Consider the following 24,001-nt stretch of genomic DNA (forward strand, 5'->3'; position numbering starts at 1 on the left):
TAGTTACTGAATCCAGATCGGCTGTTGATAGTCCGCAGTCTTGTATTGCGTCGGGTAAATGACCTCCTGGCTCCCGCCGGCCCCGATGTCGGTGGGGTCTTCGGGCTGCCACTGCTGATAGACGGGGTCGACTTTCCCCGGCGAGTAGATCACGTCGTGTGCGAACCGGTGGCCCTTGTTGTGGTACTCGATGGTCCCGGTTGTCCCGGTGTAGGAACTCCGCTCCAGGCCGCCGACGACGGTGTCCGTGTCGACCGTCCCCTCGTTCTGGGCAACGGACGCCCACTGTTTGACCGCGTCGAAGGTAATGTACCCAGTGTACACCGGCAGACTGTCGTACTCGTTCCGGTAGGCCTGGACGAACGGCTGGGTCTTCTGCGTGATCTCGCTCTGTGGCGTCGCGACGTTCTGTGTGACCGAGTAGGCGGCGGCACCCTCCGACTGCTGGTAGAAAGACGGTAGCTGGCCGGGGACGTGAATCCCGCCTAAGCCCCACTGTCGCCTGTCGCGTGCCCACTGCACGATGGCCGGGACCCCCGTGTGTGCCATCGAGATGAACGCCGCGTCGGCACCGGAGTTCGAGATGTCGTCGTAGATCGGGGAGAAGTTCTCGGTGTCAGAAGAGTACCGCTGTTTGAGCGCCACGTTGATGTTGCGGTCGGCCAGTCCCCCCTCCAGCATGTTGTAGATCGGCCGTGTCCACTCGTAGTCCTCGGCGATGAGGGCCACGTCGCTCCAGCCGATGTCCTCGAAGATACCCTCGGCGAAGTCCAGCATGTTCTGCCCCAACTGGACGGCGTTCAGCGGCCCAGTGCGGAAGTAGTACTTGTACTGCTCGTAGTTGTCCGAGACCTGCGTCGCCGACTGTGGCGTCGCGGCCCCGGTCGTCATGTGGATCTTGCCCTGTTCGGCGATCTCGTCCATCAGCGTCAACAGGACCTCGCTGGTGAACACGCCGAACGTCGCCTGGACCCCCTCGCCGAGCAGCAACTCCTGGTAGCGCTGTTTGGCCGTACTGGCCTCGGCCTCGGTGTCTTTCTTTATCAGTTCGACGTCTCGGCCGTTGACGCCGCCGTTCTCGTTGAGTTGCTTCACCGCCAGGTCGGCACCGCGTTCTATCGACGTTCCTGTCGGTGATTGCCCCGGTGACGGTGACAGCACACCGAGCTTCAATTTGCCGTTGTTACCGCCGCTCGACCGACACCCCGCGAGCCCTGCCGCGACCGCACTCGCCCCTGTAGCTCGCAGGAATCTGCGCCGATCTACTGACGAAAAGTCGTACTCTGTCATTGTTGTCCCTCGTAGCTGCGGTCCTGCATAACCGCGATCTGCACCGAGCTTTATTCCAATATAATAAAAGTTTACGGGCAAGTTTAGACGCTGTACTACGAAATCCTCTACTGATTGAATACTATTTATTGGACGCTTAGGAAATATGTACTAACCGATTAGGATATATTTACTCATATCTGCGCGTGACTTACGGTTCGAAACTTTGATTCCCGCCCGCTGGCCGCCACGCCATCCGCTTCGATCCGTCCGGATCGAAGCTGATGCCCCCGCCGAACACCGTTCGGGAACTGCACTCTGTGCCCTTCGACTCACTGACGCTCGACGGAAGAGCGGGCCGGAGGGGATTCGAACCACGGTCGCCCCCGTTCGCTCGCTCGTGGCAACGTTCAAACCCGCCGAGACTAACTGCGCCGCTCACGGTTTGTTCGCGGCGTAGAGTACGGGCCGGAAGGGATTTGAACCCCTGACCGACGGCTTAAGAGGCCGTCGCTCTGCCGGACTGAGCTACCGGCCCTTCCATCTCCACCTTACGGGGACCACTTGATATACGTTTCCTTTCGGGCCGTCACAGCGGGGCCGTGGCCGTCCCGCAGGTCGGTTCCGCGGCCGATGTCCGCGGTCGAGAGAAGTGAGTGTTATAAGTGGTTCCCGGCCCGAAATCCTCCACCATGAGCACCGGTATTACGATGGCGTCGATGTCCACGTACGCGATTCTCGGGTGTGGGAGCGTGGGTCACGCCGTCGCCGAGGAACTCGAATCCGAGGGGAAAGACGTCCTCATCATCGACATGGACGACGGGCGGGTCGAAGCGCTCAGGGACCAGGACCTCGACGCCCATACCGCCGACATCCGCGACGAGAGCGTCGCCGAGGATATCGGCGACCGCGACGTCGTCCTCATCCTCTCCTCGGACGTGGACGCGAACAGGGCTGCCGTCGAGAACATCCGCGAGCGCGGCGGTGAACAGTTCATCGTCGCCCGCGCCTCCGACCCCGTCTCGGCCGACGAACTCCGGGAAGCCGGTACCGACACCGTCATCAATCCCTCCGCAGTCATCGCCGATTCCGCCCTGCGAGCCCTGGAAACCGGCGAACTGGAGTACAAGGCCACCCAGTTGGCCGACGTCATCGCGGATACCGGCGAGGGCATGGCTATTCTCATCCACCGCAGTCCCGACCCCGACTCCATCGCGAGCGCCGCCGCCCTCCAGCTCATCGCGAGCGAACTCGACGTGGACGCCGACATCGTCTACCACGGCGAGATCGGGCACCAGGAGAACCGTGCGTTCGTCAATCTGCTCGGCATCGAACTTACCTCGGCCAGCACCATCGACCTCGACAGCTACGACACGTTCGCGCTCGTCGACCACGCCAAGGGCGGCGAGCCGACCGTGGAACACGACGTGGACATCCTCGTCGACCACTTCGAGCCCGACCAGGACTACGACGCCGACTTCATGGACGTTCGCCCGAACGTCTCCGCCACCTCGACCATCCTCACGAAGTACATCCAGGAACTCGACCTCAATCTCAGCCAGGAGGTCGCCACGGCACTCCTCTACGGCATCCGTGCCGAGACGCTCGATTTCAAGCGCGACACGACGCCCGCCGACCTCACCGCCGCCGCCTATCTCTACCCCTTCGCCGACCACGACACGCTCGAACAGGTCGAATCGCCGTCGATGTCGCCCGAGACGCTGGACGTGCTCGCCGAGGCTATCAGGAATCGAGAGGTAAAGGGGTCACACCTCATCTCCAACGCCGGGTTCATCCGGGACCGTGACGCGCTCTCCCAGGCCGCCCAGCACCTCCTGAATCTGGAGGGTATCACGACGACGGCGGTGTTCGCACTGGCCGACGACACCATCTACCTCGCGGCCCGGTCGAAGGACATCCGGATGGACATCGGCGCCGTCCTCGAAGACGCCTTCGCCGACATCGGCGAGACGGCCGGCCACTCGACGGACGCGAGCGCGGAGATTCCGCTCGGCATCTTCACTGGCATCGAGACCAACGACGACAACCGCGACACGCTGCTCGAGTTGACCGAACAGGCTGTCAAGACGAAGCTCTTCGAGGCGATGGGCGTCGAAGGGTCGAGCAGCAGCGATAACACGTCGAGTAACGGCGGGTAGCTGCCCCGGGTCCCTTCCCCCGCCACACCCTGGAAACCGCCCGGACCGCTCAGACCGCGACTTCCGCCTCGTCTTCCTCGTGGACCGGCTTGATGCGCTCGATCACGTCGCTGACGAGCACCACGTCCCCCACTGCCTGGACCCAGTCGTAGGGGACGATAACGCCGTTTTTGCCTGCCGTCCGGTCGCCGAACAGCTCCTTGTTCGCCCGGTGAACGGCGATGCCGGTCACCTGCACGCCGTCGAGGTCGAGGCGTACGTCCTCGACTTCGCCGACGAACACTCCGTTGTTCGAGTACACTTCGCGACCCACGAGGGCGGTGATTTCCTGCGTTGGCGCGTCCATACACGCGGTCTGTCCCCCCTCCAACTTAACCTTTAGTCATCGTCTGACATCCGTCAGACGCGCGGTACACACGTGAGAGACGGTCGTTTCGGTCGCTCCGTGCTCGCGGGAGCGAAACGTTCAGGCCCAACCGTCCCGTCCATCCAACGAACCACTCGTGAGGGCTCGTCACACGCTCCGGGACGCCTACTATCTGTTCGAAACGCTCCTGCTGTGGCCGGGTATCGTCGGTCACGAACTCGCACACCTGCTCGCCTGCGGGCTGGTCGGGGTCGACGCGCTCCGGTACCCGCAGTTCGACCCCTTCGCACCCGACGTCACGCTCGTCCACGAAACCGTCGAGTCGTTCCCGGCGGATTTCGCCATCGCCGTCGCGCCCCTGCCCGTCAACACCCTGCTCGGCCTCGCCGCGTTCGGGGCGGCGACGGCGGTCACCGGTCCGCTCGCCTGGCCGCTGTACTGGCTCGGCGCCTGCTTCGCCCTCACTGCCTTCCCGAGCGTCGGTGACACCGAAACGCTCGTCGAGACCGCCGGCCGACTCTCGCGCTGGGTTCGACCGGCGGGCTACCTGCTCGCGGTCCCCCTCCGCTGGTTCACGAGAATCCCGGGTTCGGCCGGCATCGCCGGCTTCCTCTGGACGCTGGTCCTGCTGGCTGGGAGTCGGACCGCGCTCCCCGTGGCGTAGCTCACTCGGGCGCGATCAGTTCGACCGGGTGGGGCGCGTCGCGGTCGTAGAGCGTGTCGAGTTGTGCCGCACACGAGGTCCCGCTGGCGAGCAGGTGCTCCCCGTCCACGTCGCCCAGGTCCTCGGCCAGATACTCGCCGGCGTCGACGCTCACGTCGTAGTACTCGACCTTGTAGCCGAAACTCCCGGCCATCCCACAGCACTCGGCGTCGCTGGTCCGGACCTCGTAGCCGAGGTCGTCGAGGACGGCCTCCGTGTGCTCGTCCAGCCCGAGCGTTCGCTGCTGGCAGTGGCTGTGATAGGCGACCGCGTCGTCCTCGCCCGCGACCGAGAGCGCGTCGGCATCCGCACCGTTCGAGAGCAGGCCGTACACGTACTCGACGATCTCGTAGCTGTTGTCGGCCAGCCGTTCCGCCGACCGCTCGGGCAGGAGGTGCTCGTAGTCCGAGCGGAACATGGCGAGGTCGCTCGGCTCGACGACGACCACGTCTCTCCCCTCGTCGATGTGGGTGACGAGGTCGCCGTGGACCGCTCGCGCCTGCTCGCGTGCGGTCTCGACCATCCCCTGTGAGAGGGGCGCTCGCCCGCTCTCGGGCACCTCGGGAACGTGCACGCGACAGCCCAGCGCCTCCAGCGTCCGGACCGCCGCCTTCCCGCGTTCGGGGTCGAAGTAGTCGGTGTAGAGGTCGGGATAGAGGACCACGTCGCGGTCGGGGTCGGCCACCTGCGCGCCGCGCCCGCCGTACCACTCCCGGAGGGTCTCGTCGGCCAACTCCGGGAGGTCGCGGCGCGGGTCGACGCCGAACAGGCGTTCGAGGACCCGTTTCCCGACGCCGGACTGTGCCACGCGGTTGGCGAGGCCGGGCGCGAGCGAGCCCAGTTTCGCCACCGTCTCGACGTTGCCGAAAAAGCGTTTCTGGGGGTCCATGCCCGCCGACTCCTCGTCGGGGGTCAGCCCGTCGACGAGGAAGTCGAGGTCGGAGGCCTCTTCGTGCTGATTCACCCGCTCGCGGACGACCGTGTTGATCCACGGGATGTCGATCTCGACGGGGCACTTCGGGACGCACCGGGAACAGCCGGTACAGAGGTCGTTCATGCCGGCGGCGCTCTCCAGACTCTCGACGCCGGCCTCCCAGCCGGTGCCGATGCCGCCGGTGTAGGTCTCGCCGCCGAAGCCGTGCCCGCCCATTGTCTGGAAGTTCGCACACGAGTTGTTGCAGGCGCCACACCGGATGCAGTACAGCGTCTCCCGGAGGTCGTCGTCCTCGCGCATCCCCATCCGCCCGTTGTCGAGCAGGATCAGGTGGAACTCCCGGTCACCGGCGTCGTCCCACTCGTCGGCCTCGAAGTCGGGAACCGGCGTGTCGACCGGCGGCGTCAAAAGCGAGATGTACGAGGTGATGTCCTGTCCGGTTCCCGTCCGGGCGATGAGTTCGGTGAACGGCTGGAGGTCCGCGAGCGAGGAGACCAGTTTCTCGACGCCCGCGACGGCGATGTGCAGGTCCGGCGTGACCGCCGTCTTGCGGGCGTTGCCCTCGTTGGTGACGAGCATGAGCGTCCCGCTCTCCGCGACGACGAAGTTCGCACCCGTCATCCCCGCGTCGGCGTCCAGTATGTGGTCGCCCACGCGCTCGCGTGCGAACTCGGTGAGTTCGTGCGGGTCGTCCGAGAGTTCCGTCTCCGGGTCCAGTTTCTCGTTGAACAGCCGTGCGATCTCGCCCGTTGACTTGTGCATCGCCGGGCCGATGAGGTGGGAGGGGGACTCGCCGGCCACCTGAATGACGAACTCCCCGAGGTCCGTCTCGACCACCTCGTACTCCGGCTGGAGGTGGTCGTTGACCTCGATCTCCTCGGTGGTCATCGATTTGCTCTTGACGAGCTTTTCGGCGTCGTTGTCGTCCAGGATCGACTCGACGATGCGGTTGGCGTCGTCGGCCGTGCTCGCGACGTGGACCTCACCGCCGTTCTCGCTCACGGCCGCGTCCACCTCGTCGATGAGCGCCGGGAGGTCCGCGATTGCGTCCTCCTTGATCGACCGGGCGGCCGACCGCAGGTCCTCGTAATCCTCGAACCGGGAGATGTTGTAGTCGGTGAGCTGGTTCACCGTCCGGATGTTCTCACCGACGGCCTCGCCCTCCCGCTCCATGAGCCGCTCGTAGAAGGCGGCCCGCTCCTTGCGGGAACTCATCGGTCCTCCAGAACGATCACGTCGGTCTCCTGTGGGCCGTGGACCCCTTCGACGAGCGCACCCATATCCGCGGTCGTGCTCGGCCCCGTCGCGAGGATTTGGGTGTCGAGCCCGCCCGCGAACTCCTCGCTCAGTCGCTCGTACGCTGCCGGCATATCACCGACGATGTCGCTCTTTGCGACGACGGCGACGTGTCGGACCGGGTACAGTGCGACGACTTCGTCCGGCGTCTCCCGTGACGGGAGCGTTACTGTCCCGTAGTCCGCGATCCCGAGCCCGGCGGGTGTCACTCCCGTCGCCGCGTCTCTGACGGCCGTCGGTGACGGATCGACCGCGACCGGCGTGTCATCGAGCGAAACCTCCTCGAACGGAAGCGGTGTTCCGACGGCCGGTTCGTCGACGATTTCGGCGAGCGTCCCGGGGAAGGACCCTGACGAGGTGACGTGGACCGTCGTCGTACCCATCGCCGACGACTCGAACGCCGAAAGGTAGTCGGTGCCCATGAAATATGCTGACACACCAGCAAACAAAGCGTTTGTGACGGACACTATCGCACCCGGCGGGTGGATTCACGCTCTGAAATCACTCGAACCCTATTATAAGGGTGTACGGTATATGGGGGTATATGGGCGCAGAAGAAGGTGAGGTGTACATCCTCCGTCCCGACGACGAGGCGCCAGAGGACGACGAGGAATCGTGGGTCAGCCCACAGCCGGCAGACGAGGCCATCCTCGGCGCCGTCGCCGAGGAAGTCGACACGGACGTCGACGAGTTCGACGACTTGGAAGAGTACGTCGACCTGGACGACCTCGCTGCACTGTTCGGGCAGGCCGACGACGAGTCGGGCCCCGAGGATGTCACCTTCGAAGTCGACGATCACGAAGTGACGGTCCATCGCTCGGGCGAAATCGACGTCTCGGCGGCCGAGAGCTGACGACCTGTAGACCCGACTGGGTGGGGGTCGTACGGCTACGTCTCTCGATCATGTCGAGGCCAGCGGCCCACGGCTCGCAGCGGCCGCTAACGATTCGTAGCGCTCTCGGGCGTCGTCGTCGAGTCGCGACACCCCGTGATAGTCGTCCGGGTCACGGCCCCGGCCGCTCGCCAGCCCCACGACGTTCGCGATGGTCTCGTAGTTGTCACGGACGAGCGAGCCGACGAGCCCCGGCAGTCCGGCCCGGTCGGCCAGTTCCTCGGCCGCCGACCGACCGGCGTAGACACGCGCCCGGTCCCCGTCGACGAGGACCATCGCGAACGGCTCCGCGCCGTACTGGGCCTGCAAGAACGGCCCGACCGCGTCGTCGTACCACGAGACTGCACCGATATCGTCGGTTCGTTCGAGTGCTTTCGCCGCGACCGAACAGTACGGGCACTCCCCGTCGTAGACCAGTACCGAGCCGAACTCTCGCGCCATACCACACCTAGGGCTTTCGGACTCAAAACGGATTCGTGTGAACGAGCGACACGGAGGGTGCCGCGGGAAAGACTGGTCCGGTGACGGCGTTCGTGCGCGGCGCCGACACGCCACCAACGTGGTTTTAGGGCGCTGTGCCGTACACCTGAACATGAGCGACGCGAGTGAGTCAGACGAGATCGACGAGATTCGAGAGCGCAAGAAAGAGCAGCTCAAGTCGGAGCTATCGGGTCCGGAGTCGCCCGCGGAACCGGTCCACGTCGAGGATACCGCTCACTTCCGGGAACTGACCGCGGATGGGGTCGTCCTCGTCGACTTCTACGCCGACTGGTGTGGCCCCTGTAAGATGCTGGCGCCGACGGTCGAGACCATCGCGGCGGAGACGGACGCGACAGTCGCCAAGGTCGACATCGACGAACTCCAGGGGCTCGCCCGGGAGTTCAACGTCCAGGGCGTCCCCACGCTGCACCTCTACGCCGACGGCGAACTGGTCGAGGAGATGGTGGGCGTCAAAGACGAGGCGACGCTCAGGGAACTCGTCGCCCGGTACGCCTGAGAACGCTGCTCTCGCCGCTTCTCAGCCCCGAAGGACGCGGAGCGGGTCCGCCCCGAGCATGACGCTGCTGTACCGTCCCCAGAGCCACGCGACCGCGTTACAGAGGTTCAGGCTGCAAAGGAGGACGACGACGCCGAGAAGCGAGACCGCGAGCGCTTCCGGCAGCGTGTCGACGCGCCAGGACGCGAGTTCGAGGACCGCTTCGATCCCAACGAAGAGGTCGTTCCACGCGATGGAGGCCGAGGGCGTCAGCGTGATCGGGTCGGCGGGGAACAGGCCGACCCTAACGCCCGGTTGGTCGTAGAACGTGGGCGTAGCGATGAGGACGGCGCTGACTACGAAGGACGTGACCACGAGGACGAACGAGGCGATGCCGAAGGCGAATTTACTGAGGAGGTAGACGAGCGCCGTGTACGTCGTCGTGTCGGTCACGAGCCCGACCACTCGGTCGACGAGTTCCCCCTCGCGGAGGTAGTCGTAGGAGGGCTCGGGGATGTCGACGGCCAGGAGACGACCCGTCAGGACGCGCTCGACGCCGCCGGTGACCGCGACGAACAGGAAACTGAGCAGGAGCAGGGGGACACCCACGAGGACGATGACGAGGCTGATGCTGACACTGAAGGCGGCGACGACGCCCACGAAGTACGCGATTCCGAGCGGGAAGGCGATCCAGAGGTAGAAGAGGTTCTTGTACGTCTGGAGGCGAAAGGGGGCGGTCAGTAGCGACCGGACGGACGGCCGCGGGACGGTCGCCGTCGCCGCGCGCACGCTCGATGACATCTCTTGGACGTGTCGACACGGCCGAACATAAAAAAGGGTGCCGCGGTGTCTCAGGGCCTGCAACAGTGGGGAGGCCATCATTTGTCCCCGTCGCAAAGCCGGCGGTGTGTCCCGAGTCACTGACTGCCCGGGTTTTTGGCCCCCAGGCGAGAACCCACAGCGCGAATGAGCGACGGCGACGGTCGCGGGGAGGGGGACGTCCTCTCGCTCCTCGACGACGAGTACGCCGAGGACATCCTCGTCGAGACGTACGTCGAACCCCGGTCGGCCAGACGCCTCGCCGAACTGTGTGACGCCTCCCGCTCGACCGTCTACCGCCGCATCGAACAGTTACAGGACCACGACCTGGTGGAGACGCGCCAGCAGATCGACCCCGACGGCCACCACCGCGAGGTGTACGCCGCGAGCCTCGAACGCGTCACAGTGGAGTTGACCGACGACGGCTTCGACGTGACCGTCGACCGCGCCGAGGAGGACGCCGCCAGCCGCTTCACAAGACTCTACGAGGAGTTCACGGGGGAATCATGACCGGGATCGGAGCCACTCTCGCGGCGTTCGCCTCCCGTCGAGCGGTTCCCGCACAGGCCGCGGAGACGACCGGCGGGTCGACCGCCGCCATTCTCGCCGTGTTCCTCCTGTTCGGCGTCGCTGTTGTCCTCGCGACCCTCGTCACCTACCACTTCGTTCAGGGCTACCGCCGGACGGGTCGTCGGCCGATGCTGTTGCTCGCGGTCGGGATGTTCCTGCTGGCGGCCGCGCCGATGTTCGTCCGCCTGCTGCTGGGTAACGTCGACCTCGTCACGAGCACGACGCGACGGTTCGTCGTCGCCTGTCTCGAACTGTGTGGTCTACTGACCCTGCTGTACGTGGTGTACGACTCATGATTCCGGAACTACTCGCCGACGCCGCGACCACCCTCACAGCCGTCGTGGGACTGTTCGTGACCGTCCTCGCCGTCCAGGGGTACCGCCGACAGGACAGCCCCGTCATGGCTGGACTCGCCGTCGGCATCTTCGCCATCGCGGTCGTACCCTTCCTCGTGACGGAACTCGCCGGCCGACTGGTCGCCCCCACCGACGCGCAGGCACTGATCGCCATTCTGCTGGCTCATACCGTCGGTCTGCTCGCGATCTACCGGACCTTCCGGACGTGATATTTATATTTTGGGTCGCGTCCGTGGCTCTCGGACGCTAGTCCCGTTTATACGGGAATCGGGAGCCAAGCGACACTCGTGATGAGTGAAACACTCCCGCCACACCGACGCATCGGTTCGGCTCTCGGTCGTTTCGTCGGCGTACCCTTCCGTACCGCGACGTACAAGAACCTCGCTTACCTCGCGCTGGCGTGGCCGCTCGGCATCCTCTATTTCGTAGGCGTGACGGTCGGGCTCTCGCTCGGAACCGGCCTGCTCGTCACGCTCGTCGGGGTTCCGATTCTGGTGGTGACGCTGTACCTGACGACGGTCATCGCGGGCATCGAGGCCTCGCTCGCACGGCTCCTGGTCGACGTGGACGCCCCGACGCCGGCGCTGCTCCGTGACGCGACGGACTCGGCTGCGGAAGGGAGCGGGTCTGTCGGCGACGAATCCGGGTTCGACGCCTTCGTCGCCTGGACGCGGCGCCTCCTCACCACGCCGACGACCTGGACCGCGCTGGTTCTGGTCGGCCTGAAGTTCGTCTTCGGACTGGTCTCGTTCGTCGCGCTCGTGGTCCTCGCCGTTCTGACCGGGACGCTGCTCTCGGCCCCGCTGCTGTTACGGGAGCCGTCGCTCACCGTCGGCGTCCTCCGACCCGAGGTAGGTACCGGCGGCATCGTCGGCGTGACCGAGACGGGCGCGGCCGAGGTGCTGTGGGCCGTCGACTCCGTCCCCGAAGCGGTCGGGGCGACGGTCGTCGGCGTTCTCGCCCTCCTCGTCGGTCTCCACCTCCTGAACGGCCTCGCCAGACTCGGCGGCCTGCTCACCGCCGCCCTGCTCGACGTCGGCCAGCCCAGCGAGGGGGCCGAGTCGACGGCCTGACCGCGACCGGTCCCGACAGACCCCGGGATTTATTTACTCGTCAACCGACAGTGCGGCCGTGGTTTACGAGACCGGCAACACAACGGTAGACGACGCAGTCGCGCGGGTGCTGTCCGGCGAACGGCTGGCCCGCAGAGACGGCCTGGCACTGATCGCACAGCCGGTCGAGGAACTCGCGGCGGGAGCCGACTACGTCCGCTCGCAGTTGGGCGACGACACTGTCGACGCCTGCTCCATCGTGAACGCGAAGGCGGGCAACTGCGCGGAGGACTGTGGCTTCTGCGCGCAGTCGGTCCACTTCGACACCGGCATCGACACGTACGGGTTCCTCGACCCCGAGGAGATCCTCGACGCGGCGAAACGCGCGGAGCGCGACGGCGCCCAGCGGTTCGGCATCGTCGTCGCCGAGAAGGGCGTCTCCAAGGAAAAACGACCCGGCGAGTGGGAAGAGGTCATCCGGGCCATCCGGCTGGTCCGCGACGAGACCGACGTGGAGGTCGACGCCTCGCTGGGCATCCTCACCCGCGAGGAGGCCGAAATCCTCGCCGACGAGGGAATCAATCACTACAATCACAACATCGAGACCTCGCCGAACTTCTTCCCGGAGATCGTCGAGACCCACTCCTTCGAGGACCGCGTGCAGACGCTCGAACTCGCCAAGGACGTGGGGATGGACCTCTGTGCCGGCGTCATTCTCGGCATGGGCGAGAGCCCGACCGACCGGGTGGACGCGGCCATCGCCCTCCAGGACGTCGGCGTCTCCTCGCTCCCGGTGAACATCCTCAACCCCGTCGCGGGGACGCCGCTGGGCGAGAAACTCGGCGGCGAGGCGGCTATCGAGACCGACGAGATCATCAGGACCATCGCGGTCTATCGGCTGCTCCACCCCGAAGCCCGGGTTCGCCTCACAGGTGGGCGCGAGGTCAACCTCGACACCGACGAACAGCACCTGCCCTTCGAGGCGGGCGCGGACGGCATCCTGACCGGCGACTACCTCACCACGTCGGGCCAGTCGCCCGGCGACGACATCGAGGTCATGGAGGAGGCCGGCATGGAGCCGAACATGGACGCCAACGAGTTCGACAAGGAGGCCGTCAAGGCCCGCGCGAAGGCGGACGGCGAGGCGACCGCCGAGGACGTGGAGACGGCGGCCGGGACGGCCACGAGCAACGCCGAACTGGACGACTAGCGGGAGACACGGACGCAGTGAGTGTCCCCGAACGAGCGAACGGCGCCTTCAGACGCCGTGAACACGCGGATTTCGCACACGACTCATGCACGAAGTCAATTTCGCAGTACTGGGATGCGGTGGTATCGGCCGACGAACGCTCGAAGTGTCCGAGGACAAGGAACACCTCACGCCCGTCGCGGCGTGTGACCGCCACGGGGTCGCCGTCGACCACGACGGCCTCGACGTGGACGAACTCCTCGCGGCGACCGAGGGCAACATAGACAGCGGGCCGGAAAACAGGGACGTGGCGACCGACGGCGGTGCGGAATCGCTCAGTGATTCCGCAGCACATCAGACCCCGATGGGGTCTGAGGACGGCGCGACCGCCAGCGAGGGCGGCAGCGCCAGCGGCGGCGTCAAACAGTCCGGCGAGGACAAAGGTGTCGTGGCTTCCGAGCAGGCCGAACCGACCGAGGACCCCATCGAGGCAATCATCGACGAACACGAGGCCATCGACGCGGTCCTCATAGCGCTCCCGAACTTCGAGCACGACTTCATCCCGCGGGTCGCGGACCGCTTCGCCGACGCGGGCTACTCGGGCGTGCTCGTGGACGTGCTCAAGCGCTCCCGTGTCATCGACATGCTCGACGACCGCTCCGAGACTTTCGAGGAGCAGGGCATCACGTTCGTCTGTGGTGCGGGCGCGACTCCCGGCCTGCTGACGGGTGCGGCCGCACTGGCCGCCCAGTCCTACGTCGAGATCGAGGAAGTCGAAATCTGGTGGGGTGTCGGTCTCAAATCCGGCTACGAGGACAATCGCGGGACGGTCCGGGAGGACATCGCCCACCTCCCGGAGTACGACATCGAGGACGCCCGCGGGATGAGCGACGAGGAGATCGAAGCAGTCATCGACGACCACGACGGCGTCATCGAGTTCGAGGACATGGAACACGCCGACGACGTACTCTTGGAGCGGGCGGGGGTCTGTGACGCCGAGGACGTGACTGTCGGCGGCATCCTCGACGTGACCAGCGACGAGAAGCCGACGACGACGACGGTGCGCGTGACGGGCACCACGTTCGACGGCGAGACGGGAACGAACACCTTCCAACTCGACGATGCCACGAGCATGGAGGCGAACGTCAACGGGCCGGCGCTGGGCTATCTGAAGGCCGGCGTCCGTCGGAACCGGGCCGGCGAGTACGGCGTGTTCGGCCCCGCGGAGCTGATGCCCGGGTTCTGATGCGGGGCGACGCTGACGCCTCGCCCGGCGGACCGGGCACCGACGGTCGACGGAGGGACGCGCCCGACGCCGACCGCGGGTTCGACCCTCGGGCACGGCTCGCCGAGCGCGAACGGGAGGGCCTGCGACGCGACCTGACACCCGTCGAAACGGTCGGGGCACGCAGTCGTATCGCGGCCGACCCGGGCGGCGATCCGCCGACGTTCGACGGCGACGAGCAACTGGTCTTCGCGGCGAACGACTACCTCGGACTCGCCGGCGACGACCGCGTCCAGCAGGCCGCTGCCGACGCGGCCCGCGAGGTCGGGACAGGTTCGGGCGCGAGCAGGCTCGTCACCGGCGATACGCCCACACACCGGGCACTGGAGCGCGACCTGGCGGCCGTGAAGGGCACCGAGCGCGCGCTCGCCTTCTCCTCGGGATACGCCACGAACGTCGGCGTCATCTCGGCGCTCGACCCCGATGTCGTGTTCTCCGACGAACTCAACCACGCGAGCATCATCGACGGCTGTCGACAGACCGGCGCGGAGTCGGTCGTCTACGACCACTGTGATGCTGCCGACCTGCGAGCGAAGATGCGCGAGCGAGCGGAGCACGGCCCCGCGAGGAATCGGGACGAGTCCTGGCTCGTCCTCACCGATTCGGTGTTCAGCATGGACGGCGACGTAGCGCCGCTTCCGGCCATCTGCGACGCCGTCGAGGAGTTCGGCGCCTGGCTGATGGTCGACGAGGCCCACGCGACCGGTCTCTACGCGGACGGTGGTGGCATCGTCCAGCGGGACGGCCTCGAAGACCGCGTCCACGTGCAGATGGGGACGCTCTCGAAAGCCCTGGGGAGCCAGGGCGGCTACGTCGCCGGCAGCGAGGAACTGATCGAACACCTCCTGAACGCCGCGCGGTCGTTCGTCTTCTCCACGGGGCTGGCGCCCCCCGCGGCGGGCGCCGCCCGCGAGGCGCTCCGGATCGCCCGCGAGGACGACGCACACCGGGAGCGCCTCTGGGAGAACGTCGCTCGCCTCCGTGACGGTCTCGAAGCCGCCGGCTACCAGGTGTGGGGCGAGAGTCAGATTCTCCCGGTCGTCGTCGGCGACCGTGACGACGCGATGGTGCTGGCCGAGCGACTGCGCGACCACGACGTCGTCGCGCCTGGCATCCGCCCGCCGACGGTCCCCGAGGGCACCAGCCGGATCCGCGTCGCCCCGATGGCTACCCACACCGAGACGGGGATCGACCGCTGTCTCGCGGCCTTCCGCGAGGCCGGTCGGGAACTGGGGCTGGTATGAGCGCGAGCGAACCACCGTTCGACGACGTTGCGGACTTCGCCGTCGTCGGCACCGACACCGGCGTCGGCAAGACCGTCGTCACGGCCGGGCTGGTGGCTCGACTCCGGGAGGCGGGCGTCGACGCCCGCGGAATCAAACCGGCACAGACCGGCTATCCCCCGGACGACGACGCGGGCTTCGTCGCGGACGCCTGCGGAACCGACGCGGCCGCGACCTGCCTCCACCGACTGGAACCGCCACTCGCGCCGCAGGTCGCCGCCGAGCAGTCGGGGACGACACTCGACTACGACGCCATCCTCTCGGCGTGTCGGGCGGCGCTCGACGCGACAGCGGTCGGCGTCGTCGAGGGCATCGGCGGCCTCCGCGTCCCGTTGGCCGACGATACGGAGGTAATCGACCTCGTCGCCGACCTCGACGTCCCCGCGGTCGTCGTCGCGCGCTCCGGACTCGGGACGCTCAACCACACCGCTCTCACCGTCGATGCGCTTCGGAGGCGCGACGTTCCCGTCGCCGGAATCGTTCTCAACGAGTACACCGGAGCGAGCGTCGCCGAGCGGACCAACCCCGCGGTCCTGAAGCGGATGACGGGGGTGTCGGTCCACGAACTCCCCGAACGTGACCTCGAGGAGCCGTCCGCGGCCGTCGAGCTGGTCCAGGACCACCTCCCGCCGTCGATACTACCGGCCGACTAGCCTTTTCAGTCACGCGGACCGAGCTAGCGACGTGCTCCCCCGCGCTCCACCGGTCCCGGACGGTTCGACGACCTGCACTGGACCGCTCGGGCCTTCCTCGCCACCCTCGCCTCGTTCTCGTCGTCTTCTGGGTATCGGTTCTGGCTGCGTTCCTGTGACCAGCGTCGCCACTCGTCGGCCGACTCCAAAGGGAACCAGGGGGCCGAGCCCCCCGGCGTGTGACACTACGGAGCCAACTGGCTCCATAGGCAATAGGTTCTCGACTGCAATAAGTCTGCTTTCCGTCCAGTGTCGGGTGAGAGAAAGGTCTGACGCGCGTCAGACACAATCGAATCGGAGCGGTGAGCCACTCACTCCCCGAGCGCGAGGGCGGCGTCGACGTCGACGCCGTCGGCGAGTACTTCGCCCATTCGGGTGACGGTGTCGGGGTCGCGTGTTCGCCCGGACTGGATGACGTCCTCCACGCGGTCGATAGTGGTGCGGGTGTTTGCCTGGACGACGAGGACGGGCTTGCCGGCCTCCTCGGCGCGGCCGACGACGGCCCCGGTCGGGCGGAAGCCGCCCGTGAGGACGAGACACTTCACGCCGGGGGCTTCGAGCGCGGCCGTCTGGATGTCGGGGCGGTCCCCACCGGTGATGACGGCGGCGTCGCGCGTCCGGCGGAACCCGCGGAGCGCGGCGTCACTGCTCATCGCGCCCACCGAGAAGCGCTCGACGTGTGCGTCCGTCGCCGCCTCGTCGGTCAGTACTTCCGCGCCGATGCTCTCGGCGAGTTCGGCGACCGTAACCCCCGAGAGGTCGCTCACCTCGGGGAGGGCGCCGAAGACGGTGATTCCCCGGCCTTCGAGGAAGGGGATGACGTCCTCCGTGAGACCGTCGAACTCGTCGTCGCCGACGGCGTTGAAGAGGACGCCGCCCAGTCGGTCGCCGAACGCGTCCGCCGCGGCGAGCACGTCGTCCACGTCACCCGGCCCGTCGTAGCGGGTGACGAGCAGGACCGTCGCCTCGAGCAGGTCCGCCACGTCGGGGTCGGTCAGGTCGACGATGCCGCCGGTGGTGTAGACTCCCCCGCCCTCGACCAGTACCGTCTCCCTGTCGGCGGCGACCGTCTCGTAGGCCTCCCGGACGCGCTCGCGGAGTTCGTCGGGGTCCTCGCGGCCGCGGATCGCCTCCTCGATGAACGTCGGCGAGTAGACGATGGGCTCCATCTCGTGCATCGGGGTGTCGAGGCCGAGGACCTCGCGGGCGAGCATCGGGTCCTCGTCCAGCGTTTTCCCGGTCGCGCTCTGGAGCCGGGTCCCCTTGGGTTTCATGTAGCCGACCGAGCGGCCCGCGTCCGCAGCGTGTTTCGCCAGCGCGAGCGAGATGGCCGTTTTGCCTGTACTCTCCGCCGTCGAGGTGACGAGAATCGGGTTCATAGTTCCTCCTGATCGATGGTGAGTCGCACGTCGACCGCCGAGACGCCGTCGGGCGTCGCGACGAGCGGGTTGATGTCCAGTTCCAGGATCGCCGGGAAGTCCGTAACCAGTTGCGAGAGCCGCTGGATCGTCTCGACGATACCGTCCTCGTCGACCGGCTCGCGGCCGCGGGCGCCACGCAACAGCGGCGCCGAGTCGATGTCGTCGATCATCGCTCGCGCCTCGGGGTCGCTGACCGGCGCGACCCGGACGGTGGTGTCCTCGAGCACCTCGACGAAGATGCCGCCGAGGCCGAAAAGGAGCAGCGGGCCGAACTGCGGGTCCCGGTTCATGCCGACGATGGTCTCGGTCGCCGCGTCCAGATCGAGGGTCTCCTGGACCTGAACGCCGAGTATCTTCGCGTCGGACTGGTAGTTGCGGGCCCGGGTCACCAGGTCCTCGTAGGTGTCCTCGACCTCCGAGAGTGGGACGCCGACCTCCACGCCGCCGATGTCGGACTTGTGGAGGATGTCCGGGCTGACGATCTTCATGACGACCTCGCCGCTCGCGGCCTCGCCATCGCTATCCTCGTCGGCCGCGTCCGTCTCGTCGAGGATTCGCTCGGCGGCGGCGCGGGCGTCGCCCGGGCTGTCGACGATCTCGCCGTCCGGGATCGGGATGCCGTACGCCTCCAGCAGCCCCATCGCCTCGACGCCGAGCCGGTTGGTGTCGCTGTGTTTGGCCTCCAGCAGTATCTCGCGAGCGCGCTCGCGGTCCACGTCGAACCGTTTCGGCTCCTCGTACTCGCGCTCGCGGATTTCGCGGTACTGCGAGAGGACGTCGAGACTCCGGACGGCGCGTGCGGGGTCGAAGTACGTCGGGATGCCGACTTCCGAGAGCAGCGCCTGTGCGTCCCGCGTCGAATCACCGCCCATCAGCGAGACGGCGACGGGCGTCCTGTGTTCGTCCTGCAGGTCGACGACGGTCTCGGCCAGTTCGTCGAACCCCAACGTCGCGGTCGGGCAGGCCAACACGATGGCCGCGCCGACGTTCGGATCGGCGAGCGCGGCGTCGATGGCTCGCTCGAACCGCTCGACGTCGGCGTCACCGATCACGTCGACGGGGTTGTAGATGTTGGCCCCGCCGGGGAGCGCGTCGCCGAGGGTCGTTAGCGTCTCCTCGGTGAACGATGCCAGTTCGAGTCCGGAATCACCGACGGCGTCGGTCGTCATCACGCCCGGACCGCCGGCGTTCGAGACGATGGCGACCGACTCGTCTTCGGGCAGTGGCTGGCCCGAGAGGATACCCGCGAAGTCGAACAGCTCCTGGACGGTCTCGACGCGGACGACGCCCGCCTGTTCGAGCCCCGCCTCGTAGGCCTCCTCGCTGCCGGCCATCGTGCCGGTGTGGGACGCGGCCGCCGAGGCGCCAGCCTCGGTCCGACCGGATTTCACGAGGAGGATCGGCGTCTCCTGTGTCACTTCGCGGGCGGTTCGGATGAACCCCTCACCGTCGTCGATACCCTCGAGATAGCCCAGGATGACGTCCGTGTCGGGGTCCGAGCCCCACTCGTCGATGAAGTCCCGCTCGTCGAGAACGGCCTTGTTCCCGAGCGAGACCACGTCCTTGAAGCCGACGTCGCGGTCGTTCGCCCAGTCCAGCACGGCGGTGACGAACGCGCCCGACTGGCTCATGAAAGAGATATTCCCGGGCTGGGCGTTCTCCGGCCCGAACGTGGCGTTCATACCGACGCCGGTACTCATGACCCCGAGGCTGTTCGGGCCGACGAGGTCGAGGTCGTACTCCGCGGCGACCTCCTTCAGCCGCCGTTCGCGGGCGGCGCCCTCGCTGCCGGCCTCGCTGAACCCGGCGGTGATGACGACGACGTTCTCGATGCCGGCCTCACCGCAGCCCTCGACCATCTCGATGGCGATGCTCGCGGGGACCACCACGACTGCCACGTCAACCGGTTCGGCGACTGCCGTAATGTCGTCGACGCAGTCGATCCCGAGTACCCGATCCGCGTTCGGGTTCACCGGGACGACGTCCCCATCGAAGTCCGCCTGGAGGTTCTCGGTGATGGCACGGCCCACCGACCCCTGCTGTTCGCTCGCGCCGATGACCGCGACCCGGTCGGGCGCGAACATCGAAGCTAACTCACCCATCGTGTCACGTCGATGGTTCGCCCTGCCGTCTCAAATAGTTCGGGTTGGCGGACGGGACCACGGCACGCGACGGGACGGTGACTGCCAACGGGCGTTTCTCACTCGGCGAGGTCTGCCGGGTCCGCGCCGGAGAGGTCCACCAGGCGGTCGGGGGCGATGGGGAAGACCGCCTCGGGCGTCCCGGCCGCGGCCCAGACCGTCTCGAAGCCCTCGAGCGTTTCGTCGAGGTAGACCGGCACCGCCGTCTCGTGGCAGAACGGGGGGACGCCGCCGATAGACCAGCCCAACGTCTCCTTGACCTCGTCGGCCTCGGCCATCCGCACGTCGGTTTCGTCCACGCCGCGGCGGTCGGCGAGTTTCGCGTGACTCACGCGATTCGCGCCGCTGGTGATCGAGACGACGAGCTGATCGGCCGCCACGAGGGCGATGGCGCTGGCGATCTGGGCCACGTCACAGCCGATGGCTTCGGCCGCGTCGGCGGCCGTCTTCGTCCCCTCGGGGAACTCGTGGACCTCCACGTCGAAGTCGTACTCGTCTGCGGCGCGCTCGCTGAACTCGACTGCTCGCTCGTGCATGGCCGGGTTCTCGAAGCCGGGGAAAAATACCCTTTCGGCGTGGCGCCGTCACTCCGTAGCCAGCACCGTCTCGCCCGCGGTGACGCGGTCGCCGGACTCGACCGCGAGGGTAGACGGGTCGGTTTCGGGGGGAAAGAGCACGTCCACGCGGCTCCCGAAGGAGATGTGTCCGAGACGCTCGCCGCGGTCGAGTTCGTCCCCAGGCTCGACGTAGGGGTGGATACGGCGGGCGACTGCGCCGGCGACGAGCGTGACCTCGTACTCGCCGAAGTCGACGGCGAGTCGCTCGTTGCGATCCGAGGCCTTGGTGAACGCCGGCCAGTGCCCGCCCGGAGAGTGGGTCACCGACTCGACGACGCCCGCGACCGGCGCGCGATTGACGTGGACGTCGTGGAGGTTCATGAAGATGCCAACGCGGACGCGGTCGCCCTCCGTCCTGATCACGGAAACGCGCCCGTCTGCGGGGGCCAGGACGCCCGATTCCGGCGGGTCACGCGCCGGGTCGCGATGGAAGCCGAGGGCTGCTCCGGCGAGAGCGAGGACGGCCAGCCAGCCCCGTGGGAACCGGCGGCGCAGGAGCGCGGCGAGCGCGGCGACCGGGAGCGCGTACCGCCAGGCGCCGGGTACGAACGGGTTCCGCATACTCCCGAGTACGGCACCGGCGTAACGAACCTTTCGACCTGGGCGCTTCGTGCCTTTCCGGCTCGCCTGCTCCGTCACGGCCAACCGTTTTGGTGCGCGCGGCCGACGGCCCTGCATGGCCGACGACCTCCTGCGAACCTTCGACGACGACATCGTCGCGCTCGTGGCCGACAGGACCGAACCGACGGCCGAGCGCCTGACCGAACTCCTCCGTGCCCACCAACAGCAGGTCAGGGACAACCCCGGTGTCGAGGACATCGTCTACGAGTGGCGCTCGCAGTTCCACGAGGCGCCCCTGCTCCACCGCACTGCGGACGCCTACTACCTGCGCCTGCGCACCCACGTCTGGGAGGAGTTCGCGAGCGCGCTCGACATCCCCGATGTCGAACTGGACGCCCTCCTCGACGCCCACGAGGAGCAGGTCCGCCGCGAGACTGGGGCCGAACGCGGCGAGAACGAGCGGTTCATGGTCCTCACGAGGGAGTGATGACGCGGGACCCACCGACCGTCGCGGCCTGTCAGCTCGCCGTCGACGACCTCGCCGTCGACCGGAACCGCGACAGGGTCCGTAACCGCCTCCGGGACCTCCCCGACGCGGTGGACCTCGCGGTGTTCCCCGAGCAGGTGCTCACCGGGTTCGCTCCCGACGACCGGATTCACGACGCCGCAATCGAGCGGGACGGGCCGGCGGTGACTGCCGTCCACGACGCCGCGAGGGAGCGCGACATCGCGGCGCTCGTGGGATTCGTCGAGGACGGCGACGAGGGGTACTACAACGCCGCGGCGTACCTCACGCCCGACGGGTCGACGACCGTCTACCGGAAGCGCCACCTCTGGGCGGGCGAGCGGGACCTCCTCGACGCCGGGACCGAACGCGTCCGGGTCGAGACGCCGGCGGGGACGGCGGCGGTCCTCACCTGTTACGACCTCAATTTCGTCGAGGAGAGCGCGGCGTCGACCGACCCGTCGGTCCGGCTCCTGCTCGTTCCGGGCGCCTGGCCGGCGGCTCACAGCGAGAACTGGCGCCTCCTGGTTCGCTCCCGGGCACTCGACGGCGTCCGCTGGGCTGTCGCGGCCGGTCGAACCGGTCGACGCGACCTCGGCGACGCGCCACCAGCCGCGTACGCCGGGCGGTCACTGGTCGCGTATCCGAACGGTGAGGTTGCGTCCGCGCTCACGCGGGACTCCGGTACCGTCGTCGCCGACCTCGACCCGGCGACCCTGGACCGCGCGCGGACCCAGGTCGGGGTCTTCGACAACTAGATTCCAGATACCTGAAATCGAGTTTTGGGTTTGCCAAAAATATCTTCTAAGAGGCAATGTTTAAGTAGGTGCCGAGGCTATCTAGAGGCGTAATGAGTACTCAGAAGTCCGTCCGGAAAGAGTTCGGTGACGTCGAAGAGAGCGAACTCCGTCTGGGCCAGGAGAAATCCGAGCAGATCGTCGACGCGCTCAACACGGACCTCGCGGACACCTATACGCTGTACCACCAGCTCCGAAAGCACCACTGGAACGTCGAGGGTGCGGAGTTCCGCGACCTCCACCTCTTCCTCGGTGAAGCCGCTGAGAACGCTGAGGCGGCCGGCGACGAGATCGCCGAGCGACTCCAGGCACTCGGGGGCACGCCGGTAGCCAGTATGCCCAACCAGGCGGAGATGGCGACGGTAGAACCCGAGGACGGGAACGTCTACGATATCCGCACGTCGCTGAAAAACGACCTCGAGATGTACGGCGACGTTATCGAGAGCCTCCGCGACCACGTCGAACTCGCGACGAACCTGGGCGACCACGCGACCGCACAGATCCTCCGTGATATCCTCGTCCAGACCGAGGAAGACGCCCACCACATCGAGCACTACCTCGAGGACGACACGCTGGTTTTCGAGACCTCGTCGGAATAGAACGCCCGCCAGAAACCGTTTTTTGCGGTTATCGCCAGCTATCGACTGCGAGGTCCGTCGCGATCCACCCGTCGCTGTTCCCCTCTTCCGTGAACACGACTCTGTCGGGGCTCGTCGCGTGGGCCGTCACCGTCGGTGCGTCCGGCTCCGACTCCGGTTCGGCGTCGGACTCCCCGGCGCGGGCCCCCTGCCGCTCTGATTCTGCCATATCGAGAGTTAGGCATACCTAAAGACAAAAAGGTTTTGGTACGCCTAATCCCGTACCGGAAGCCAGCCGGTTTCGGGGTCGTCGGCCGCGAAGTGCCAACGCTGGCGCGGAGTCGGGTCGGCATCCACCTCGACGACGGCATCGAAGAGGGGCTCGAGCCGTCTGACGGTGTCGCTCCGGTACGCGGCGGCGGTGTGAGCGTGCGCGAGGCCGTCTGCCGCCCGGGTCCGTTCGAGGATGGCGGCGAGCAACGGTGCGGTCCGGTCGAGCCCTGCAGTCTCGACGAGGCAGTCGAGGGGGCCGATACAGACACGCAGTTCGGCGGCGTCGAGTCCGCGGTCGGCCAGCGTGTCGATGCGGCCGAGCACGTCGTGGCCGAGACGAGACAGTCGCGGCGTCGCCGGACCCTCGTCTTTCCCCGCTGCGGTCCCACCGACCGCTCGCCGTCGCCTTTCCCCGCCAGGCACACAGTTTTCCGGGGAGAGCGTGACGACTCGCCGCTCTGTGGCCGCATCGCCACGGAACCGCCGACAGAGTGCGTCGTGGCCGTCGGTACCCACGACGAGAACCCCTCCCCCGCAACGCTTGAGGCCTGCCAGACGACCGGGCAGGTGCGTCATCGCTGGCTCGACGGTCATCGTTCCAAATTTAGCGCGAGTGATGCATAATATATGAATTCGCTTCGGCGTTCGAAACGGTGGGGGCCGACGTGGACTTTTGGTGTCGGGCCTGTAACGGCGACGTATGGCCGACCGCCCCGACGACCCGAACCTGGTTCGACTCACCGCGGACCTCGCGCGCTCGCTCCGCGACCTCCAGCGGGAACTCGAAACGCGACGCGACCCGCGGCTACCGACTCCCGGGGACCTCCTCCGGTTCACCGACGAGGTGGCGATTCCGGCGGCGATACTCCTGCTCGAGACGAACGTCCGCGCGCTTCGCCTCCTCCAGCGGGCGATTCGGCTGGCTGACGACCGCGGCGGCCGGCCGAGCGACCAGGGTGCAGTGAGCGACCGCGCGGCGTCGCTCGGTCGGGTAACACTCGAACGACTCGATACTGCTCTCGCCGACGTACAGGACGCTATCGAGGGCCGCCCGGCCGACGACGACGCCCGGGAACTGCTCGACGAGGCCAGGGAACTCCGACGCGAAATCGACGACCGACTGACCGAACGGGCCGAACCGCCAGCGGACGCGACGACCGATGCCGACGCTGACGCCGACGAGACGGTCCGGGAAGTCCCGGTCGACGTGGAGGCGGAACTCCGGTCGATCAGGGACGAAGTCGACGACGACGAATGACCGGAGGT

The 24,001-nt window shown here is 67.2% G+C and carries 28 protein-coding genes and 1 tRNA gene; 16 read left to right on the top strand and 13 right to left on the bottom strand.

Annotated elements, in window-relative coordinates; translation table 11 throughout:
• Positions 1-3 precede the first annotated feature (3 nt).
• Positions 4-1,290 carry an ABC transporter substrate-binding protein gene (locus MUG96_RS10400; protein WP_246982375.1) on the bottom strand — a complete coding sequence of 429 codons (1,287 nt, stop codon included), beginning with the start codon at positions 1,288-1,290 and terminating at the stop codon, positions 4-6.
• A gap of 443 nt (positions 1,291-1,733) precedes the next feature.
• Positions 1,734-1,807: transfer RNA gene (locus MUG96_RS10405), tRNA-Lys, on the bottom strand.
• Between the two features lie 154 nt (positions 1,808-1,961).
• Here MUG96_RS10405 and MUG96_RS10410 point away from each other — a divergent pair.
• Complete coding sequence (locus MUG96_RS10410; protein WP_246982377.1) at positions 1,962-3,428, top strand: DHH family phosphoesterase; 1,467 nt, start codon at positions 1,962-1,964, stop codon at positions 3,426-3,428.
• A gap of 49 nt (positions 3,429-3,477) precedes the next feature.
• Here the strand turns inward: MUG96_RS10410 and MUG96_RS10415 are convergent, their stop codons facing one another.
• Positions 3,478-3,774: a PRC-barrel domain-containing protein gene (locus tag MUG96_RS10415; RefSeq protein ID WP_246982379.1), complete on the bottom strand. Its 297-nt coding sequence runs from the start codon at positions 3,772-3,774 to the stop codon at positions 3,478-3,480.
• A 157-nt stretch (positions 3,775-3,931) separates the two neighbouring features.
• Between MUG96_RS10415 and MUG96_RS10420 the strand changes: the two genes are divergently transcribed.
• On the top strand, positions 3,932-4,459 hold the full coding sequence (locus MUG96_RS10420) for a hypothetical protein (protein ID WP_246982381.1): 528 nt from the start codon (positions 3,932-3,934) through the stop codon (positions 4,457-4,459).
• A 1-nt stretch (position 4,460) separates the two neighbouring features.
• Here the strand turns inward: MUG96_RS10420 and MUG96_RS10425 are convergent, their stop codons facing one another.
• Positions 4,461-6,647, bottom strand: a complete 2,187-nt coding sequence (locus MUG96_RS10425) for an LUD domain-containing protein (protein ID WP_246982383.1) — start codon at positions 6,645-6,647, stop codon at positions 4,461-4,463.
• Positions 6,644-7,150, bottom strand: coding sequence for an LUD domain-containing protein (locus MUG96_RS10430; protein ID WP_246982385.1), 507 nt, complete (start codon positions 7,148-7,150; stop codon positions 6,644-6,646). Before MUG96_RS10430 ends, MUG96_RS10425 begins: the two co-directional genes overlap by 4 nt.
• 122 nt (positions 7,151-7,272) lie before the next feature.
• Here MUG96_RS10430 and MUG96_RS10435 point away from each other — a divergent pair, with 122 nt between their 5' ends.
• Entirely contained in the window at positions 7,273-7,581 is a 309-nt protein-coding gene (locus MUG96_RS10435; RefSeq protein ID WP_246982387.1) for a HalOD1 output domain-containing protein, read from the top strand.
• 48 nt (positions 7,582-7,629) lie between these two features.
• Here the strand turns inward: MUG96_RS10435 and MUG96_RS10440 are convergent, their stop codons facing one another.
• On the bottom strand, positions 7,630-8,061 hold the full coding sequence (locus MUG96_RS10440) for a DCC1-like thiol-disulfide oxidoreductase family protein (RefSeq protein WP_246982389.1): 432 nt from the start codon (positions 8,059-8,061) through the stop codon (positions 7,630-7,632).
• Positions 8,062-8,212: 151 nt separating this feature from the next.
• Between MUG96_RS10440 and trxA the strand changes: the two genes are divergently transcribed.
• A complete protein-coding gene (trxA, locus tag MUG96_RS10445; protein WP_246982391.1) occupies positions 8,213-8,617 on the top strand; it encodes a thioredoxin in 405 nt (134 codons plus the stop codon).
• Between the two features lie 21 nt (positions 8,618-8,638).
• Here trxA and MUG96_RS10450 read toward each other — a convergent pair whose 3' ends face one another.
• A complete protein-coding gene (locus MUG96_RS10450) occupies positions 8,639-9,397 on the bottom strand; it encodes a sensor domain-containing protein (protein WP_246982393.1) in 759 nt (252 codons plus the stop codon).
• Positions 9,398-9,562: 165 nt separating this feature from the next.
• Here MUG96_RS10450 and MUG96_RS10455 point away from each other — a divergent pair, with 165 nt between their 5' ends.
• From MUG96_RS10455 to bioD, 8 genes are all read left to right on the top strand, one after another.
• Positions 9,563-9,925, top strand: a complete 363-nt coding sequence (locus MUG96_RS10455; RefSeq protein WP_246982395.1) for an ArsR/SmtB family transcription factor — start codon at positions 9,563-9,565, stop codon at positions 9,923-9,925.
• Positions 9,922-10,281 carry a hypothetical protein gene (locus tag MUG96_RS10460; protein ID WP_246982397.1) on the top strand — a complete coding sequence of 120 codons (360 nt, stop codon included), beginning with the start codon at positions 9,922-9,924 and terminating at the stop codon, positions 10,279-10,281. Before MUG96_RS10455 ends, MUG96_RS10460 begins: the two co-directional genes overlap by 4 nt.
• Entirely contained in the window at positions 10,278-10,550 is a 273-nt protein-coding gene (locus MUG96_RS10465) for a DUF7521 family protein (RefSeq protein ID WP_246982407.1), read from the top strand. The genes MUG96_RS10460 and MUG96_RS10465 overlap by 4 nt, the downstream gene beginning before the upstream one ends.
• Before the next feature lie 81 nt (positions 10,551-10,631).
• Positions 10,632-11,414 (top strand): sensor domain-containing protein, encoded by a 783-nt coding sequence (locus MUG96_RS10470; RefSeq protein ID WP_246982409.1) that lies wholly within the window; start codon positions 10,632-10,634, stop codon positions 11,412-11,414.
• 58 nt (positions 11,415-11,472) lie between these two features.
• A complete protein-coding gene (bioB, locus tag MUG96_RS10475) occupies positions 11,473-12,603 on the top strand; it encodes a biotin synthase BioB (RefSeq protein ID WP_246982411.1) in 1,131 nt (376 codons plus the stop codon).
• 85 nt (positions 12,604-12,688) lie between these two features.
• Entirely contained in the window at positions 12,689-13,828 is a 1,140-nt protein-coding gene (gene bioU / locus MUG96_RS10480; protein ID WP_246982413.1) for a (S)-8-amino-7-oxononanoate synthase BioU, read from the top strand.
• Positions 13,828-15,111, top strand: coding sequence for an aminotransferase class I/II-fold pyridoxal phosphate-dependent enzyme (locus tag MUG96_RS10485; protein WP_246982415.1), 1,284 nt, complete (start codon positions 13,828-13,830; stop codon positions 15,109-15,111). Before bioU ends, MUG96_RS10485 begins: the two co-directional genes overlap by 1 nt.
• Positions 15,108-15,803, top strand: a complete 696-nt coding sequence (gene bioD, locus MUG96_RS10490) for a dethiobiotin synthase (RefSeq protein WP_246982417.1) — start codon at positions 15,108-15,110, stop codon at positions 15,801-15,803. Before MUG96_RS10485 ends, bioD begins: the two co-directional genes overlap by 4 nt.
• Before the next feature lie 350 nt (positions 15,804-16,153).
• Here the strand turns inward: bioD and MUG96_RS10495 are convergent, their stop codons facing one another.
• The 4 genes from MUG96_RS10495 to MUG96_RS10510 form a co-directional block, all read right to left on the bottom strand.
• Positions 16,154-17,221: a phosphotransacetylase family protein gene (locus MUG96_RS10495; RefSeq protein ID WP_246982419.1), complete on the bottom strand. Its 1,068-nt coding sequence runs from the start codon at positions 17,219-17,221 to the stop codon at positions 16,154-16,156.
• A complete protein-coding gene (locus MUG96_RS10500) occupies positions 17,218-19,365 on the bottom strand; it encodes an acetate--CoA ligase family protein (protein ID WP_246982421.1) in 2,148 nt (715 codons plus the stop codon). Before MUG96_RS10500 ends, MUG96_RS10495 begins: the two co-directional genes overlap by 4 nt.
• Before the next feature lie 98 nt (positions 19,366-19,463).
• Entirely contained in the window at positions 19,464-19,940 is a 477-nt protein-coding gene (locus MUG96_RS10505; RefSeq protein ID WP_246982423.1) for a YbaK/EbsC family protein, read from the bottom strand.
• A gap of 48 nt (positions 19,941-19,988) precedes the next feature.
• A complete protein-coding gene (locus tag MUG96_RS10510; RefSeq protein ID WP_246982425.1) occupies positions 19,989-20,582 on the bottom strand; it encodes a protein sorting system archaetidylserine decarboxylase in 594 nt (197 codons plus the stop codon).
• Positions 20,583-20,697: 115 nt separating this feature from the next.
• Between MUG96_RS10510 and MUG96_RS10515 the strand changes: the two genes are divergently transcribed.
• The 3 genes from MUG96_RS10515 to dpsA all read left to right on the top strand — a co-directional run bounded on the left by MUG96_RS10515 (position 20,698) and on the right by dpsA (position 22,483).
• Positions 20,698-21,069 carry a DUF8048 family protein gene (locus tag MUG96_RS10515; protein WP_246982427.1) on the top strand — a complete coding sequence of 124 codons (372 nt, stop codon included), beginning with the start codon at positions 20,698-20,700 and terminating at the stop codon, positions 21,067-21,069.
• Positions 21,069-21,845 (top strand): carbon-nitrogen hydrolase family protein, encoded by a 777-nt coding sequence (locus MUG96_RS10520; protein WP_246982429.1) that lies wholly within the window; start codon positions 21,069-21,071, stop codon positions 21,843-21,845. The genes MUG96_RS10515 and MUG96_RS10520 overlap by 1 nt, the downstream gene beginning before the upstream one ends.
• A gap of 92 nt (positions 21,846-21,937) precedes the next feature.
• Positions 21,938-22,483 carry a DNA starvation/stationary phase protection protein DpsA gene (gene dpsA / locus MUG96_RS10525; RefSeq protein WP_246982437.1) on the top strand — a complete coding sequence of 182 codons (546 nt, stop codon included), beginning with the start codon at positions 21,938-21,940 and terminating at the stop codon, positions 22,481-22,483.
• A gap of 28 nt (positions 22,484-22,511) precedes the next feature.
• Here the strand turns inward: dpsA and MUG96_RS10530 are convergent, their stop codons facing one another.
• The gene (locus tag MUG96_RS10530; protein ID WP_246982439.1) at positions 22,512-22,691 is read right to left on the bottom strand and encodes a hypothetical protein; all 180 of its coding nucleotides are present in this window, start codon (positions 22,689-22,691) and stop codon (positions 22,512-22,514) included.
• A 44-nt stretch (positions 22,692-22,735) separates the two neighbouring features.
• On the bottom strand, positions 22,736-23,329 hold the full coding sequence (locus MUG96_RS10535) for a DUF7504 family protein (RefSeq protein ID WP_246982441.1): 594 nt from the start codon (positions 23,327-23,329) through the stop codon (positions 22,736-22,738).
• Positions 23,330-23,435: 106 nt separating this feature from the next.
• Between MUG96_RS10535 and MUG96_RS10540 the strand changes: the two genes are divergently transcribed.
• Positions 23,436-23,993, top strand: a complete 558-nt coding sequence (locus MUG96_RS10540; protein ID WP_246982443.1) for a DUF7547 family protein — start codon at positions 23,436-23,438, stop codon at positions 23,991-23,993.
• The last annotated feature ends 8 nt before the right edge of the window (positions 23,994-24,001 follow it).

The sequence above is a fragment of the Halorientalis marina genome (assembly GCF_023028345.1).
GTDB classification, from domain to species: domain Archaea; phylum Halobacteriota; class Halobacteria; order Halobacteriales; family Haloarculaceae; genus Halorientalis; species Halorientalis marina.